Annotated in this window: 14 protein-coding genes; all 14 read right to left on the bottom strand. The window is 69.1% G+C overall.

Annotated elements, in window-relative coordinates:
• Positions 1–33: 33 nt before the first annotated feature.
• A complete protein-coding gene (locus M2299_RS11415) occupies positions 34–3,372 on the bottom strand; it encodes an ankyrin repeat domain-containing protein (protein ID WP_025877985.1) in 3,339 nt (1,112 codons plus the stop codon).
• Positions 3,365–3,625: a YcgL domain-containing protein gene (locus tag M2299_RS11410; protein WP_280884370.1), complete on the bottom strand. Its 261-nt coding sequence runs from the start codon at positions 3,623–3,625 to the stop codon at positions 3,365–3,367. Before M2299_RS11410 ends, M2299_RS11415 begins: the two co-directional genes overlap by 8 nt.
• Positions 3,626–3,784: 159 nt before the next feature.
• Complete coding sequence (locus M2299_RS11405) at positions 3,785–4,225, bottom strand: hypothetical protein (RefSeq protein WP_025877987.1); 441 nt, start codon at positions 4,223–4,225, stop codon at positions 3,785–3,787.
• Between the two features lie 37 nt (positions 4,226–4,262).
• Complete coding sequence (locus tag M2299_RS11400; protein ID WP_025877989.1) at positions 4,263–5,501, bottom strand: beta-ketoacyl-ACP synthase; 1,239 nt, start codon at positions 5,499–5,501, stop codon at positions 4,263–4,265.
• The gene (locus M2299_RS11395; protein WP_025877991.1) at positions 5,501–6,232 is read right to left on the bottom strand and encodes a 3-ketoacyl-ACP reductase FabG2; all 732 of its coding nucleotides are present in this window, start codon (positions 6,230–6,232) and stop codon (positions 5,501–5,503) included. Before M2299_RS11395 ends, M2299_RS11400 begins: the two co-directional genes overlap by 1 nt.
• A complete protein-coding gene (locus tag M2299_RS11390; RefSeq protein WP_025877993.1) occupies positions 6,229–6,687 on the bottom strand; it encodes a hotdog family protein in 459 nt (152 codons plus the stop codon). Before M2299_RS11390 ends, M2299_RS11395 begins: the two co-directional genes overlap by 4 nt.
• On the bottom strand, positions 6,684–7,871 hold the full coding sequence (locus M2299_RS11385) for a beta-ketoacyl-[acyl-carrier-protein] synthase family protein (protein ID WP_100437069.1): 1,188 nt from the start codon (positions 7,869–7,871) through the stop codon (positions 6,684–6,686). The genes M2299_RS11390 and M2299_RS11385 overlap by 4 nt, the downstream gene beginning before the upstream one ends.
• Positions 7,868–8,422 carry a DUF3261 domain-containing protein gene (locus M2299_RS11380; protein WP_100437070.1) on the bottom strand — a complete coding sequence of 185 codons (555 nt, stop codon included), beginning with the start codon at positions 8,420–8,422 and terminating at the stop codon, positions 7,868–7,870. The genes M2299_RS11385 and M2299_RS11380 overlap by 4 nt, the downstream gene beginning before the upstream one ends.
• The gene (locus tag M2299_RS11375) at positions 8,410–9,684 is read right to left on the bottom strand and encodes an NAD(P)/FAD-dependent oxidoreductase (protein WP_032976809.1); all 1,275 of its coding nucleotides are present in this window, start codon (positions 9,682–9,684) and stop codon (positions 8,410–8,412) included. The genes M2299_RS11380 and M2299_RS11375 overlap by 13 nt, the downstream gene beginning before the upstream one ends.
• A gap of 62 nt (positions 9,685–9,746) precedes the next feature.
• The gene (locus M2299_RS11370; RefSeq protein ID WP_088101872.1) at positions 9,747–12,092 is read right to left on the bottom strand and encodes an MMPL family transporter; all 2,346 of its coding nucleotides are present in this window, start codon (positions 12,090–12,092) and stop codon (positions 9,747–9,749) included.
• The gene (locus M2299_RS11365) at positions 12,085–12,714 is read right to left on the bottom strand and encodes an outer membrane lipoprotein carrier protein LolA (protein WP_099785846.1); all 630 of its coding nucleotides are present in this window, start codon (positions 12,712–12,714) and stop codon (positions 12,085–12,087) included. Before M2299_RS11365 ends, M2299_RS11370 begins: the two co-directional genes overlap by 8 nt.
• On the bottom strand, positions 12,711–13,142 hold the full coding sequence (locus tag M2299_RS11360) for an acyl-CoA thioesterase (RefSeq protein WP_025878003.1): 432 nt from the start codon (positions 13,140–13,142) through the stop codon (positions 12,711–12,713). The genes M2299_RS11365 and M2299_RS11360 overlap by 4 nt, the downstream gene beginning before the upstream one ends.
• Positions 13,129–14,679: an aromatic amino acid ammonia-lyase gene (locus M2299_RS11355; RefSeq protein ID WP_280884364.1), complete on the bottom strand. Its 1,551-nt coding sequence runs from the start codon at positions 14,677–14,679 to the stop codon at positions 13,129–13,131. Before M2299_RS11355 ends, M2299_RS11360 begins: the two co-directional genes overlap by 14 nt.
• Positions 14,669–15,610 (bottom strand): acyltransferase, encoded by a 942-nt coding sequence (locus tag M2299_RS11350; protein WP_280884363.1) that lies wholly within the window; start codon positions 15,608–15,610, stop codon positions 14,669–14,671. Before M2299_RS11350 ends, M2299_RS11355 begins: the two co-directional genes overlap by 11 nt.

The raw sequence follows: 15,610 nt of genomic DNA, 5'->3' as shown, positions 1-15,610 counted from the left end.
AACGGTCGGCACCCACCCAATGGAAGGCGACCTTCAGCCGTTGTCGCGCAGGAACCTGGCCATCGAAGAGACACCCGGCACGCGCGGCTCGAACTCGGCGGCGACGTCGATGAAGCCGCGCATCACCGCGATCTCGCGCGGGCTGCGGTTCAAGCCATCGCGCGCTTCCGGGTCGGCACCGGCGCGCAGCAGGCGCTGCACCAGCAGCGGCAACCCGTGCAGGGCGGCCAGGTGCAGCGGGCCGAAGCCGCGCGGATCGCGCACGTCCAGGCTGACGTCTTCATCCAGCAGGCGCTCGACGGCGGCCATCACCACCTGCTCGTCGCAGGCAGTGCCCGGTTCGGCGCGTGCGCCCAGCAGCAGCAGCAACGGCGTGACCGCACCGGCGGCGGCCTGGTCCGGCTCTGCACCAGCCAGCAGCAGGGTATCGAGCAGCGCCAGCAGGCGCGAACGGTCGCGCGCACTGAAGCCATACAGGGCTGCGCAGTGCAGCGGCGCCAGCTGCTGGGCATCGCCGGCGTGCACATCGGCACCGGCGGTGAGCAGGCGCGCCACGATGTCCGGCAGCCCCAGCGCCGAGGCCAGCATCAGCACGGTGACCCCGCCTGGCAGGCGGTGTTCGAGCTGCGCACCGGCGTCGAGCAGGGCCGAGACGATCTCGACCTGGCGCATGCTGACCGCCGCCGACAACGGCGTGGCACCACTGGCGGCGGCATGCTGCGGATCAGCGCCGCGCGCCAGCAGCAGGTCGACCACGGCCAGGTGGCCACCGCCGGCAGCACGCAGCAGCGCGGTGCAGCCCTGCGCATCGACGGCGTCGACGGCAAAGCCCAGATCATTCAAACGACGCACGGCGTCGACATCACCGGCCATCGCGGCGGCCGGAAGATCACCTTCGCGCAGGGTCCGGCGCGGCAGCGGCCAGACGCGCCAGTCCAGCCAATCAGCCAGATCACGACGACCGATCGACAACGCCACGCCCAGCGGTGTCTGCCCATCGGCTGCACGCGCTTCCGGCGAGGCGCCGTGCTGCACCAACAGCTTCAAGGCGCTTTCGCGCGCCAGTGCGGTGGCCAGATGCAACGCGGTCATGCCATGGCTGTCGCGTGCTTCGCGGTCCACGCCGGTGGTGAGCAGGGCCTGCTGCAGGCGCAGCCAGCCCAGGCGCACCGCCAGCGACAACGGCGGATCACCGGCTGGCGAGGCGGCAAACGGATCGGCGCCCCGCTCCAGCAGTTCCAGCGCCAGCTGCTCAAGCCCACGCGCCGCCTGGTCGTGCTGCGCACAGGCGGCCAGGAAACGCGCCAGGCCACCGCGCCCGGCCGGCGACAGGCCGTGCTGCAGCATCACCTGCAGGGCTGGCACGGCATCGATGCCACGCGAAAGCAGCGCGAACATCGGCGTATCTGCGCAGGCGTCGCGCACGTACGGATCGGCACCATGGGCGAGCAGCCAGTCGACCGCACGCGGCTCCAGCGCCAGCTCCGGATCGAGCAGCAGGCCACCCAGTTCTTCGGGCTGGCACAGCCTGGCCAATGCGGCCATGCCATCGGTATTGCCGAACCCCAGCGCCTCGCGCAGCAGGGTCAACGGCGGGCGGTCGGGCAACAGGCCGCTGGCGCTGGCCGTCTCACCGCGCTCGGCCAGGCCATCGCTGACGGCGGCGGGCAGCGGGTAGGACGGGTCCAGCAGGGCCACGATCGCCCAGCGACCGGCTTCGGCGGCATAGTCCACCGCGCGCCGGCCGGCCGGATCGCTGCCGTCGGCGGCGATCCCCAGTTCCAGCAGGCGCTTGATCAACAGCGGCGAAACGTCCTCGGCCATCGTGGCCAGCAGCACCGCGTTGCGGCCATCGGTGTCGACCGCAACCAGGTCGGGTTTGTGCGGCAGCAGGTGCTCGACCACGGCAGCGCGGCCGGCGCGTGCGGCTTCCAGCCACGGGGTGCGGCCCAGCGCATCGCGCGCTTCCAGGTTGGCACCGGCGGCCAGCAGCACGCCGATGATGTCCACGTGGCCGGCCAATGCGGCTTCATGCAGCGCGCTGCGGCGCTGGCGGTCGCGCGCGTCGGCACGTGCCTTGTGCTTGAGCAGCAGCTGCACGCCGGCCGGATCGTCGTCCTCGGTGGCGGCCGCGGCCAGCAGCACCGGGGTGCCGTCAGCCGGTTCGCTGCGCGCGCCACGCTCCAGCAGGAAGCGCGCCAGGCGCCAGTTGCCGACCTGGCAGGCCACCGCCAGCGGCGACCAGCCATCACGGTTCAGTGCGTCCACTTCAGCCGCCGCATCGCGCAGCAGTGCGGCCACGCCCGGGTCGGAACTGCGCGCGGCGTGGTGCAGGGGCGTGTTGCCCTCGCTGTCGGTGGCGCGCGAATCGGCACCGTTGGCCAGCAGGGTCATCACCGCTTCCGGACGCCCATGCCAGCTGTCGCGGGTCGCGGCCAGCAGCGGGGTCATGCCACGGTGCGGCGCGTTCACATCGACGCCGCGGCCGATCAGCTCGCGCAGCAGGCGCAGGTCCGGCAATACTGCGGCCAGTACAGCCAGGCTGCGCTGGTCGCGCCAGTTCGGGTCAGGCAATGAATGCGGATCGGCGCCGGCCTGCAGCAACTGCAGCGCGCGGTCGATGCGGCCGTGGCGTGCGGCTTCGTACAGGGCCGGGGTCAGCTCCTGCGGCGCCAATGCTTCCAGCGGCGTGGTGTCCACCGCAGTGCTGAACAGCGTTTCGCGATCGACCGGCAGTTCAGCGCCAACCGGGCCGCGCAGCGAGACCAGCGGCGCCGGTGCGATGCGCTGCAGCAGCAGGTGCAGCAGCGGCGACAGCAGCAGCACCGCCAGTGCCGACGGCCAACGCGCGCTTTCCGGCAGCAGGCCCGGCCAGGTCGGCAGTACGACCAGTGCGGCCAGGGCCATCACCAGTGCGGCCACGCCAAGGCCACGCCAGGCGCTGAGGTCGCGGCCGGCCAGCGCCTGCCAATGCTGGGCCAGGCCACCATCGAGGCGCTCGACATCGTTCCACAGCGGCCAGGTGCGCCAAGCCGCCAGCAGGCCAGCGCTGACCAGCACGCTCAGGCCCAGCACCGCAGCCAGGCTGCCACTGTCGCGCAGCGCGGCCAGCGGCCAGGCCAGCAACAGGGCCAGCAGCAACGGCGCGGCGATCCACAGTGCCAGCAGCGCCGGCAGGTCCTGGCGGACGATCACCTTCGGCGGCAGCAGCGCACGGCTGCGCCGCCACCACGAGATTCCCAATGCGAACGCCGGTTGTGCCAGTGCGGCCAGCACCGCACCGGGCAGGCCGCCCAGCGCCGAACCCAGTGCCAGCAAGGCACCCAGGGTGAAGGCCAGCGACAGGGCGCGGGATCGGGAAAGCTCAGTCATAGTGGCGCAGCATCATGCTGCTCACCGGCGGCGGCACCTGCAGGTAGAACCCGTGCTCGGTCAGTTCGCTGCGCACCTTGGCCGGGTCGGCCTGGGCCAGCCGGCGCTCCGCGTCCAGGGTCACGTCCAGCACGAAGACGAGCGGACCCAACGACGCCGACAGCGGCGCAGGCAGAGCGCTGAAGTCATCGCGTCGGGCGAGATAGACGTAGGTGTCCGGCTTGAGTTGGCTTTTATAGACGTAGGCGTGCATGTCCACGGGACGATAACCCGGGAAGAGCCGTGATTGTGTCGGAAAGCCGACACCGGGGAAAGCCGTCACGCGACGATGGCGGCGCGATCGACGGCGTTTCCCCGTTGAGGTTCAGCAATGTGGCGGCGCCGTTCAGGCTGCGCCACCGGTCGGCAGCGCTTACTTGACCTTGGCGTAGGTGCCCTTCAGGGCCACGCCGGCGACGAAGGTGCCGGCCCAGCACTCGTAGTTGGTCGCGCTCTTGAACTCGTTCTTCTTGTAGTAGCTGACGATGTCGACCACGGCGTTGGCGCCGCGCGACTTGGCACCGTCCTGCAGGGCCAGCAGTGCCGACAGCGCGACCCAGTTGCAGGCCTCGACGTCGCTCTTGTTGGCGGCGTTGGTCTTCTTGTTGGTCACGTCTTCGCCCAGGCGCTGCTGCACGCTGACCGGCTGGCCGGCCAGGTAGAAGCGCACGCTGCCGTCGATGCCGGCATCTTTGGCGGCCTGCGAACTGATCAGCTCGCGCAGGGACTGTTCGACGCGGGTATCGCGCGCCGAAGCGGTGGAAGTCAGGGCCAGCAGCGCGGTGGCAGTGGCGATCAGCAGGGTGCGGCGCATCGGAACGTCTCCTTGTTGGGGTGCGGGTACGGCGGGGTCACGCGCTCCAGCGGCGGAACACCAGCGAGGTGTTGATGCCGCCGAAGGCGAAGTTGTTGCTCATCACGTACTCGGCCTGCAGCTCGCGGCCTTGCCCGGTGATGAAGTCGAGCTGGCCGCAACGCGGGTCCACCTCGACCAGGTTCAGGGTGGGCGCGAACCAGCCGGCGCGCATCATTTCGATGCTCATCCAGGCTTCGAACGCGCCGCAACCGCCCAGCATGTGGCCGACGTAGCTCTTCAACGAGCTGATCGGCACGCGGCTGCCGAACACCTGGGCAGTGGCCTGGGTCTCGGCGATGTCGCCGTGGTCGGTGGCGGTGCCATGGGCGTTCACGTAGTCGATCTGCGCCGGCTGCAGACCGGCGTCTTCCAGCGCCAGGCGCATGGCCTGGGCCATGGTATCGGCGCTGGGCTGGGTGACGTGCTGGCCATCGCTGTTGGTGCCGTAACCGACGATCTCGGCGAGGATGGTCGCGCCGCGTGCCTGCGCGTGTTCCAGATCCTCCAGGATCAGCGTGCAGGCGCCCTCGCCCAGCACCAGGCCATCGCGGCCGGCATCGAACGGGCGCGGGGTGGTGTGCGGTGCGTCGTTGCGCGTGCTGGTGGCAAACAGGGTGTCGAACACCGCCGCAGCCGTGGCGTCGAGCTGTTCGGCACCACCGGCCACCATCACCGTCTGCTTGCCGCTGCGGATCGCTTCATAGCCGGCGCCCACGCCCTGGCTGCCCGACGTACAGGCGCTGGAAGTGGTGTAGACACGCCCGGACAAGCCGAAGAACACACCGATGTTGACCGGCGCGGTGTGGCTCATCATCTTCAGGTAGGTGGTGGCGCTGATGCCGTCGGTGGTGAACTCATGCAGCATGCGGCCGAATTCGCCGGTGGCTTCGTGGCTGCCCGACGACGAGCCATAGGCCACGCCGGTACGGCCACTGCGCAGCACCGGGTGCTCGAACAGGCCCGCCTCACGCAGGGCGACCTCGGTGGCGCGCACCGACATGATCGCCACCTTGCCCATCGAGCGGGTGGTCTTGCGGTTGTAGTTCGGCGGCAGCTCGTAGTCCTGCGCCGGCGCGGCAAGCTTGGTGTTCAGGCCCGCGTACACATCCCATTCCGGCATCGAACGCACCGCATTGCGGCAGCTGCGCAGATGGGCCTGGATGGTCGGCCAGTCGTGGCCGAGCGGACTGATGGCGGCAGCACCGGTGACCACCACGCGACGATCGGCGGCCATCAGATCATCCCTCCGTTGACCGAGATCACCTGGCGGGTGATGTAGCCGGCCGGCTCGGACAGCAGGAACGCGACCGTGGCCGCCACTTCCTCGGGACGGCCGACGCGGCCGGCCGGGATCAGCTTCAATGCATGTTCGACCACTTCTTCGTTGAGCATGTCGGTCTCGATCAGGCCCGGGGCCACGCAGTTGACGGTGATCTGGCGGCTGGCCAGTTCCAACGCCAATGCCTTGCTGGCACCGATGATGCCGGCCTTCGCCGCACTGTAATTGACCTGGCCACGGTTGCCGGCCACGCCGGACACCGAGGACAGGGTGACGATGCGGCCCGGCTTGCGCCGCCGCACCATCGGCATGATCAGCGGATGCAGCACGTTGTAGAAACCGTCCAGGTTGGTGTGGATCACCTGGTCCCAGTCGTCCTCGGACAATGCCGGGAACGCGCCGTCACGGGCGATGCCGGCATTGCACACCACGCCGTAATAGGCGCCATGTGCCTCCACGTCAGCCTCCAGCGCAGCACGCGCGGCAGCACGGTCGGCCACGTCGAAGGCCAGCACGCGCGCCTGCCGGCCCAGCGCCTGGATCTCGTCGGCCACCGCCTGTGCTTCTTCCACACGGCTGCGGCAATGCACCACCACGTCGAAGCCATCGCGCGCGATACGCAGCGCAATGGCCCGGCCGATGCCCCGGCTCGCGCCGGTCACCAGCACGCTTGGATTCCCTGTCATGCCTGTCCACTCTCCAGATAGGCCATCGAGTCGGCCGGTTCGAACACCGACACGTTGGCAACCGCCCATTCTTCTTCGCCTGCCAGGATGCGGCAGGCGAACATCCCTAATCCATTGTCGCCCAACAGCTCGCAACGCGCCTGTACCTGCAGGCGGGTGCCACTGGGGAAACTGCTGCGCGTGCTGGTATAGCGCCGGCTGCCAAGCAGGAAGCCCAGCTGCGGCGGGTTGCCGGCCGTGCGTGCGCGGCAGCCGGCCCAGGCAGCGATGGCCTGGGCCATGTATTCGATGCCGACCCATGCCGGGACCGCACCGTCTTCGATGAACAGGCCGGCCTCGGGCACCACCAGTTCCGCCTCGATGCCGTCCTGGTCCCAGCGCAGGATGCGGTCCAGCAGGCACATGTCCTGGCGGTGCGGCACCACTTCTTCGATGGCATACAGCGGCATGTTCATCGGCGCTCCAGTGCCAGTACGGCATTGCTGCCGCCGAAGGCGAACGAATTGCTCAGCACCCGCCGCGGCAGCTGCTGCAGGAAGGTCGCCGGGGCTACCAGCGGCAACGCCGGCAGCGCCGGATCGGCCACGCCGTCCCACCAGTGCGGCGGCAGCTGCTGCTGCGGATTCTCGGCCAGCAGGATCCAGCACAGCGCCGCTTCGATCGCACCGGACGCACCCAGCGTGTGGCCGGTCAGTGGCTTGGTCGAACTGGCCGGCACGGCGGTGCCCAGCACCTGCGCCACGGCGAGGCTTTCCATGGCGTCGTTGTGGCCTGTCGCGGTGCCATGCAGGTTCACGTAATCCACTTCCGAAGGTGCCCAGCCAGCACGCTGCAACGCCTGCTGCAGGGCATCGATGGCACCCAGACCCTGCGGGTCCGGTGCCGACATATGGTGCGCGTCGGCCGACTCACCCCACCCCGCCAGGCTGACCGGGCCTGCATCGCGGGTCAGCAGGAACAGCGCGGCGCCCTCGCCGATGTTGATCCCGCAGCGATGCTGCGAGAACGGATTGCAGCGCACTGCGGAGACCGATTCCAGCGCGCTGAACCCGGCGACGGTGAACCGGCACAGGGAATCGGCACCACCGGCGATGACCGCATCGACGATGCCCGAGCGCAGCATGCGCGCGGCCGACATCAACGCCTTGGCGCTGGACGAACAGGCCGTGGACAGCGTCCAGGCCGGGCCCAGCGCACCGCTGCGCTCACGCACGAACTGCGCGGCGGTGCCCATTTCCTGCTGTGCGTAGTCGAACCCTTCAGGCCAATGGCCGTGTTCGGCGCGGGTACGCAGCGCCTGTTCGGATTCACCGATGCCCGAGGTACTGGTGCCCAGCACCACCGCCACACGCTCGGCGCCGTAACGGTTGATGGCATCGGCAACGGCCGGCGCGATCTGCGCCAGTGCCACGTCCAGCAGAGCATTGTTGCGGCCACGCAGGGACACCGGCAGTTCTTCCAGCGTCGGCAGCGGGCTGTGCACTTCGCCCAGCGCGAGGGTGCGACCTGGCAGCAGGCTGGCGTTGTCGCTCAGGCCGCCGGGCGCATCGGCAAACAGCGCGGCAGCCACCGCGGTGCGGCCTTCGCCCAACGCGCAGACCACGCCGAGGTCGTTCAGGAAAATGGGAGCGCTCTTCATTCCTGGCCGGCCATGTCGATCGATTCGATGCGCAGGGTGTAGCCCTCGGCGCGGTTGTCCAGCTGCACGCTGCCATCGCCCAGGCGCTGCAGCTGCAGCCACACGGTGCCGTCGCGGGACAGGCTGCGCTGGCGGCCGTCGTCGCTCACCTGCCAGCCGGCCGGCAGCGCGGCGGCAATGGTGTCCGTCGGCCACAGCGCGAACTGCAGGTCATCCAGTACGCGTTCGGCACGTACCTGTGGCGGCAGCCACGGTGCACGCTGCTGGGTCAGCTGCTGGCCGTCCCACTGCAGGCGCACGCCGGTCTGGCCCATCGCCTGCACGGCCAGCCGCACCTGCTGCGCATCGGCTTCCAGCAGCGCATCCAGATCACGCTCGTGGCTGCCGAAGCGGAAGTGCAGTTGCTGCTGCAGGGCCAACGGCGCCGGCAGGCTGGACGGTGCCAGCCGCAGCGGCGGCAGGTCGACCAGCGGCCGCGGCATGCGGCTGGCACAGGCGGCCAGCAGCAGGCACAGCAGGACCGCGGAGAGGCGGACGATCAGGCGCTGCACAGTTCCTCCAGCACGCGCATGCGACGGCCACTGTCGTCGGCCACATACGGATTATTGGTGTCCCAGGCGTAGCCGGCCAGGATGGAGCTGATCATGTCGCGTACCTGCGGCTGCTGGTCGGGGTGGTAGATGATCTTCTGGAAGCCGCCCTGGTACCAGCTTTCGACGAAGCGGCGGAAGGTTTTCACACCGGCACGCAGCGGAATCGAGAATTCGCTTTCCCAGTCCACGGTCTCGCCCGCGTAACGGCGCTTCAGGCATTCGCTGGCCAGCTGCGCCGACTTGAACGCGATGGTGACGCCGGAGGAGAACACCGGGTCGAGGAACTCACCGGCGTTGCCCAGCAGCGCATAGCCCGGGCCCCACAGCGAGCTGACATTGGCCGAATAGCCGGTGATGCGGCGCACCGGCAGCACCGCCCATTCGGCATTGGCCAGCAGCGAGGTCAGGTTCGGATCCTCGCCGACGATGGCCTGCAGCTTCTGCAGGTCGTCGCCTTCGTAGCGCTCGAAGAACGATGGCTCGGCGACCACGCCCAGCGAGCAGCAGCCGTTGGAGAACGGAATCGTCCAGTACCAGACGTCGATGTGCTCGGGATGGGTGGTGATCAGGATCTTGTTGCGGTCGAATTCCGCTTCGGCCGGGATGTTGTCGCGCACGTGGCAGAAGATCGCGCCGCGCACCGGGAAGTTGGACGGTGATTCCAGGTCCAGCAGGCGTGGCAGCAGGCGCGCGAAGCCGGAGGCGTCGAGGATGAAATCGGCTTCGATGCGGTACTCGCTGCCATCGGGGCGGCGCACGCTCACCAGCGGCTGCTCGCCCGGCTCGACGGACAGCACTTCGTCACCGAAGCGCAGGGTCGCGCCCATGCGCTCGGCGCCACGCGCCAGCACGTTGTCGAAGTCGGCGCGCTGCACCTGGTAGGTGGTGCCCCAGCCCGGCGAGAACTTCTTCCTGAAGTCGAACGCGGTGCGCGCTTTCCCGTGCACGAAGGCCGCGCCGTTCTTGTACTGGAAGCCTGCCTCGACCACGTCCTGCAGCAGGCCGGCCGCTTCGATGTATTCCATGCTCTGCGGCAGCAGGCTCTCGCCGATGGAGAAGCGCGGGAACTGCTGGCGCTCCAGCATCAGCACCTTGCGGCCCTGTTGGCGCAGCATCGCCGCGGCCACCGAACCGGCCGGGCCGGCGCCGATGATCAGGATCTCGGTACGTTCCACGTCTTCGTGGCGGGAAGAATCAGCGGCATCCACAGCAGTAGTCATCGGTGCGTCCTTGTTGCTCGATCAGGTGGAAAAGCGGAGGAATCGGAATGAAGCGTGCCCGGTCAGGCCGGCGGAGCGTCATGCGGTGGCGGCCGGAACAGCGGCGAGATCAGCCACACCAGGCCGATGCCGAACAGCAGGGTGAGCCCGAACGCACGCAGCGCCGGCGTCTGCGAAAGACCCAGCAGGCCGAACGACAGCCAGGTGCTGGCCGCACCCACGCACACCGCCAGCCAGGCGCTGGCATCGCCGCGGTGCTCGATCAGGAAGATGCCGTAGTCGATGCCCATGCCCAGCAGCAGCATCAGTGCCAGCACGTTGAACAGCTGCAGCGGCTGGCCGAACAGGCCGAGCAATCCAAGGGTGAGCGCGCCGGCCACCAGGGTCGGTGCGAATACGCGCCAGGCCTGGCGCCGGTAGCGCAGCCACAGGGCGCCGAACACCAGCACGATGCCGACCAGCAGCAGGCCGCCCATCAGCTTGCGGTAGTGGCCCAGCAGCTGCGAGAAATCGGCCGTACGGTCGACCCAGCGCACGCCGTCCAGGCCTTCGGCAGCACCGCGCAGGGTGGCCAGTGCATCGGCACGCGACAGGTCATCGACCATCACCACGCTGATCATCTGCCCGCCCACGTTGCCGACCCACAGGTGGCGGAACGGCTGCGACGCCGGCGAGGCGAGGAAGGCCTCGGCGCTCAGCGGCGCCGCTGCGAATGCGGGGCGCTGCAGCGGCTCGCCCACCGCTTCGCCCACCGCGGCCAGCACGCCCGGTTCCACCCTGGCGGTCAACGCCGCATCGGCCTGCTGCCGCGCGGGCGATGGCAACCAGTCACTGATTGCGCGGTAACCGCCGATGCGCTTGTCGTGGGTCAGTTCACGCAGGCGCGTGGTCAGCGCTTCTTCGCGCTGCAGCAGTTGTGCGGCATCGCTGCCCTGCACCAGGTAGAACTGCGCCGGGCTGGGCATGCCCAGCAACTGGCTGAGGCGGATCTGCTGGGCCATCAGCGCCGGCGGCGACGACTGCAGGCTGCGCAGGTCGTCGTTGCTCTGCAGGCGGGCGATGCCGATGGCCGACACCAGCGCGGCCACGCCGAGGAAGATCGCCACCGGGCGACGCCCGTGCAGGCGCGGGAAACGCTCCAGCGTGTTGCCCAGCCACTGCGCGAAGCGGGTGGTACGGATCTCGCCACCGTCCAGCCACGGGAACCAGAAGATCACCGTGAGGAAGGCAGCGGCCAGCCCCACCACCGAGAACAGCGCCATCTGCCGCAGGCCGGGGAACGGCGCCAGGCCCAGCGCCAGGTACGCCAGCGCACTGGTCAGCAGCGCCAGCCACAGGCCCGGCAGCAGATGCCGCAGCAGCTTCCAGCGACGGTCGGCCGGCTCGGCCTGGCGCGAAGCGAACCAGTGGATGCCGTAGTCCTCGGCCACGCCAACCAGCGAGGCACCGAACACCAGGGTCAGCACATGCACCTTGTCGAACACCAGCACGGTCACCGCCAGCGCCACGCCACAACCGATCAGCAGCGAGGCGGCAACCAGCAGGATCGGCCGCAGCGAGCGGAACGCCAGCCACACCAGCAGCAGCACCGCCGCCAGCGAGCCCCAGCCGATGGTGTTGATCTCCTGGTTGGCCTGCACGGCAGCCGCTTCGGCATGCAACGGCACGCCGGCATGCAGGATCTCCAGATCCGGCGCAGCGGCCTTGGCCGCCTGTCCGGCGCGTTCGAGCAGGCCATCGAGATGACGCTCGCCATCGAGCCTGAAGGCCGAGCCCGGCGTATCGAACTGCAGCGCCGCCCAGTGCTTGCCTTCGGCCTCGAGCAGGCCGTCATCGCCCAGGCGCAGGCCGGAGCCCTGGGCCTGCTGCTGCCACCACTGCGGCCACAGCGACAGCGGATCCTGCCGCCACTCGGTCAACCGCGGCGCGCCCATCGGGCCGTACAGCGCGCCGAGTGCCTGTTCGGCCAACGCACCGGGTTCGGCCTGCTGCAACTGCTCGCGCTGGGCCGGGGTCAGCAGGCGATCGCGGTACGGTGCGTAGAACGCACGTGCCTCATCGAACCAGCCTTCGATCGAACCACTGGGCACCAGCAGCGCGCTGTCGGCATCACTGGCCATCGCCGCGGCGAACGCGGCCTGCGCGCGCTTGGCAGCGGCACCGTCGGTACTGCCGAGCAGCACCACCACCTGCCGCGAACTGCCATCGGCGATGCGCCGGGTGACGTCGCTGAGCAGGCGGTCGTGCGCGTCCTGCGGCAGCAGGGCGAGGATGTCGGTGTCGATCCGCGACTCCTGGCTCCACAGTCGCCACTGCTGCGCACCCAGCACCAGCAACAGCAGCAGCCAGGCGATGCCCAGCCAGTGCCACCAGCGGCGCAGGCGATCCGGTGCGGCGCTGTCACTCAAAGCGGCGCGCCTCGTCGGCGTTCAACGTGGCCGGCGCTTCGCTCAGCGCAGTGAACTGGATGCGGGTGCGATCCTGGTTGGCTTCGATGATCTCGACCTGGCGCACGTAACGGTCGCCCTGCAACGTCAGCGACTGGAAGGCCTTGGCCAGCATCGCCGACTTCGGCGTCAGCTTCAGGCGCCAGCCCTGCCCTTCACGGGTGGCCTCGACGTTGAACTGGCTGGACAGTGCCTGCACGTCACCGCTCATCAACGCGAACATGATCGCGTTGACCGAGCGCATCGCCGGCTGCTGGCGCGCGTCCAGTTCGACGCGGGTGCTGCCATCGCGCTGGCGGCTGAGGATTCGGTCGGCAGTGACCACCACCTCCGACGGGAACGGCTTGAGCGTGGACCAGATCACGCCGTGCTTGCGCGCGACCACGAACTGGCCCTGCGAACGCAGCGGGTTCTTGAAACCGCTGACCTGCTTTTCCTGGGTGAACTGACCACGCAGCACATCCGGTCGGGCGACGGCCTGGGTGATGGCATCGACGGCGGCATCAGCCGCCTGCACCAGCGGTGCGGCCACCAGCAGCAGCGCGCACAGCAGCACGCGCGGAAGACGAAGGGATCGGTTCACGGGGCAGGCACTCCAAGACGCTGCCACAGCACCGGCGGGCACTGGTACAGCATTTCCTTGCTGGCCGCGTCGACCGCGACCTGGATGGTCATTGCGCGGGTCAGCACCTGGCCGCTTTCCGCATCGAGGATCTCGTATTCGATCTTCAGCCGGTTCTCCCACTCGACGATGCGCGAGCGCACGCGCAGCGCCTGGCCGAACAGCAGCGGCCGCACGTACTTCACCCGCGCGTCTACCACCGGCCACAGGTAGCCCGATTCGAGCATCTGCGGATAGTCGTAGTCGTAGCGCTTCAGCAACGCGCAGCGCGCGATCTCGAAGTACTTGAAGTAGTTGCCATGCCAGACCACGTTCATCGGATCGCAGTCATGGAAAGCGGGGGCCAGCTCGACCTCGCCGACCAGTTCGTTGCCTTCATTCACCGACATACAGCTCCCAGCGTTGCGCGCGGATCTCCACCAGCAGTTCCCGCAGTTCGCGATCCAGCGCGCGGTCTTCTTCGACCAGGGCGATGCGCTGCCCCAGGTCGGCGTACATGTCGGCCAGACTGCCATGCAGCTGCGCGTTCATGCCAACCCGTTCGCGCAGCGCCAGGCCTTGGCGGGCAGCGATCAGCATGGCCGCCACCACCTGTTCAGTCAGTTCGATCACGCGCAGGCAGTCGCGCGCGGCGATGGTGCCCATGCTGACCTTGTCCTGGTTGTGGCATTCGGTGGACCGTGAGAACACCGAGGCCGGCATGGTCTGCTTCAGGGCCTCGGCCGTCCATGCGGAAACGCTGATCTGCAGCGCCTTCAGGCCATGGTTGATCGCCGCGCGCGGGCCGGTGGCCGCCGACAGGTTGGCCGGCAGGCCGTGGTTGTAGCGGGCGTCGACCACCAGCGCCAGCTGCCGGTCGAGCAGGTCGGCGATGTTGGCAACCGTATTCTTCAGCGTGTCCATCGCCAGCGCGATGTGCCCGCCGTAGAAGTGGCCACCGTGCAGGATGCGCTCGCCGTCGGCATCGATCAGCGGGTTGTCGTTGGCGCTGTTCAGTTCGGTTTCGATCAGCTGGCGCAGGAACGGCAGGGTGTCTTCCAGCACGCCGATCACGTGCGGCGCGCAGCGCAGCGAGTAGCGGTCCTGCAGGCGCTGCTCGTTGCGCGGCGGGCGCTCGCTGTGCAGGTCGCTGCGCAGGCGTGCGGCAATGCGCGACTGCCCCGGGTGCGGCTTGGCGGCGAACAGGGTTTCATCGAAATGGTGCGCGTTGCCATCGCTGGACAGCACATTGAACGCGGTCAGGCGCGTGGCCATGCGTGCCAGGTAATCGGCGCGCTGCCAGGCCAGGCAGGCCAGGCCGGTCATCACCGCCGTGCCGTTCATGATCGCCAGGCCTTCCTTCGGCCGCAGCTTCAGCGGCGTCATGCCGATCTTCGCCAGCACGTCGGCAGCCGGCTGCACGCGGCCGTCGTGCAGCACCTCGCGTTCGCCGCACAGCACGGCCGCCACGTACGACAGCGGGGTCAGGTCGCCACTGGCGCCCACCGAGCCTTCGGCCGGAATCAACGGCAGCACGTCGTGCTGCAGCAGCGTGGCCAGGCCTTCCAGCAACGGCACGCTGACGCCGGACATGCCGCGCACCAGCGAGGCCAGGCGCGCGGCCAGCACGGCGCGGGTCTCGGCCGGGTCCAGGTAACGGCCCAGGCCGCAGCCATGGTAGGTGTACAGGTGGTGCGGCAGCTCGGCGACCAGCGCCGGCGGAATGTTCACCGTGCACGAATCGCCGTAGCCGGTGGTCACGCCATAGATGACGCCATCCTCGCGCAGCAGGCGGTCGAGGAAGTCGGCACCACGCCGGATATGTGCGCGGAACGCCGGCACATCGCTCAGCGCGGCCTCGCACTTGCGCTGGGCCAGGGCGACCACGTCTTCGATGGTCAGCGGTGCATCGCCGAAACGGCACACGGGTACGGCGTCAATCGTCATGAGGAGCCTGATCCCAGAAGGGGAAGAAATTGAACCAGTCCAACGGGGACTGGATGACCTGGAGTTCCAGCCAGCGCGCGAAGCGCTGCGCCTGTTCGGCCAGTGCGGCATCGCGTGAACCGCGCGGCAGCACCACGCGGCCGGCGAACTGTTCGAATGCCACCCGATAGCCGTCGCCCTGGTGCAGGCACGACATCGTGTAGACCGGGCAGCCGAGCGCGGCCGCCAGCACATAGGCGCCGATCGGGAACGGCGCGCGGTGGCCGAGGAAATCAGCCATCACGCTGCGCCCGCCCTGCACCGGCACGCGGTCGCCAACGATGGCGACGAAGCCACCCGAGGCGACCTTGTCGGCCAGCATCATCGCCGTGGCCGGGCCCATCTCGGTAACCTGCACCAGCTCCACCGCGGCCAGCGGGTCCAGCCGTTGCAGCAGCCGGTTGAAGCGCTGCGCGTGCGCGGTATGCACCAGCACGGTGATGCGGAAGCCCGGCACCTGCTCGGCCAGCACCTGGCACAGTTCCAGGCAGCCGATGTGTGCGGTCAGGATCAGGCCGCCTTCGCGGCGCGCGATCCTGCCCAGCACCAGGTCACGCTGCAGGCGGATGCGCTCGGGCGGATAGCGGCCGCCGAGGCCGAGAATCTTGTCCAGCATCGTGTCGGCGAAGCTGAAGAAGTGGCGCAGGCTGTCACGCCGGGTGGGCGCATGGCCCAGCGCACCGGCATGGGCCTGCAGCCGCTGCAGGTACTGCATCGAGGCCTGGCGACCGACGCGGTTGCCCAGCCAGTGGCAGGCCACGACCGGCCACACGCAGAGGTGGAACGGCCAGCGCCCGAACCAGCGGTGCACCCAGCACAGGAACAGCACGCCGGCCACCGACGTGGACTCGCCGATGTCGGCCCAGTGCGGGGCGTCGTGCGCGTGGCTCAT

Origin of the sequence: Stenotrophomonas sp. 1278 (genome assembly GCF_029892765.1) — a bacterium.
GTDB lineage: Bacteria > Pseudomonadota > Gammaproteobacteria > Xanthomonadales > Xanthomonadaceae > Stenotrophomonas > Stenotrophomonas indicatrix.
Note: the sequence above shows the minus strand (reverse complement) of the source record. Positions and strands in the feature narration are given on the sequence as shown.

Bases quoted from the DNA above. Each gene is read 5' to 3' on its own strand.
- M2299_RS11415 (WP_025877985.1), bottom strand. From the start codon at position 3,372: ATGACTGAGCTTTCCCGATCCCGCGCCCTGTCGCTGGCCTTCACCCTG.
- M2299_RS11410 (WP_280884370.1), bottom strand. From the start codon at position 3,625: ATGCACGCCTACGTCTATAAAAGCCAACTCAAGCCGGACACCTACGTC.
- M2299_RS11405 (WP_025877987.1), bottom strand. From the start codon at position 4,225: ATGCGCCGCACCCTGCTGATCGCCACTGCCACCGCGCTGCTGGCCCTG.
- M2299_RS11400 (WP_025877989.1), bottom strand. From the start codon at position 5,501: ATGGCCGCCGATCGTCGCGTGGTGGTCACCGGTGCTGCCGCCATCAGT.
- M2299_RS11395 (WP_025877991.1), bottom strand. From the start codon at position 6,232: ATGACAGGGAATCCAAGCGTGCTGGTGACCGGCGCGAGCCGGGGCATC.
- M2299_RS11390 (WP_025877993.1), bottom strand. From the start codon at position 6,687: ATGAACATGCCGCTGTATGCCATCGAAGAAGTGGTGCCGCACCGCCAG.
- M2299_RS11385 (WP_100437069.1), bottom strand. From the start codon at position 7,871: ATGAAGAGCGCTCCCATTTTCCTGAACGACCTCGGCGTGGTCTGCGCG.
- M2299_RS11375 (WP_032976809.1), bottom strand. From the start codon at position 9,684: ATGACTACTGCTGTGGATGCCGCTGATTCTTCCCGCCACGAAGACGTG.
- M2299_RS11360 (WP_025878003.1), bottom strand. From the start codon at position 13,142: ATGTCGGTGAATGAAGGCAACGAACTGGTCGGCGAGGTCGAGCTGGCC.
- M2299_RS11355 (WP_280884364.1), bottom strand. From the start codon at position 14,679: ATGACGATTGACGCCGTACCCGTGTGCCGTTTCGGCGATGCACCGCTG.
- M2299_RS11350 (WP_280884363.1), bottom strand. From the start codon at position 15,610: ATGAGCCACGCGCACGACGCCCCGCACTGGGCCGACATCGGCGAGTCC.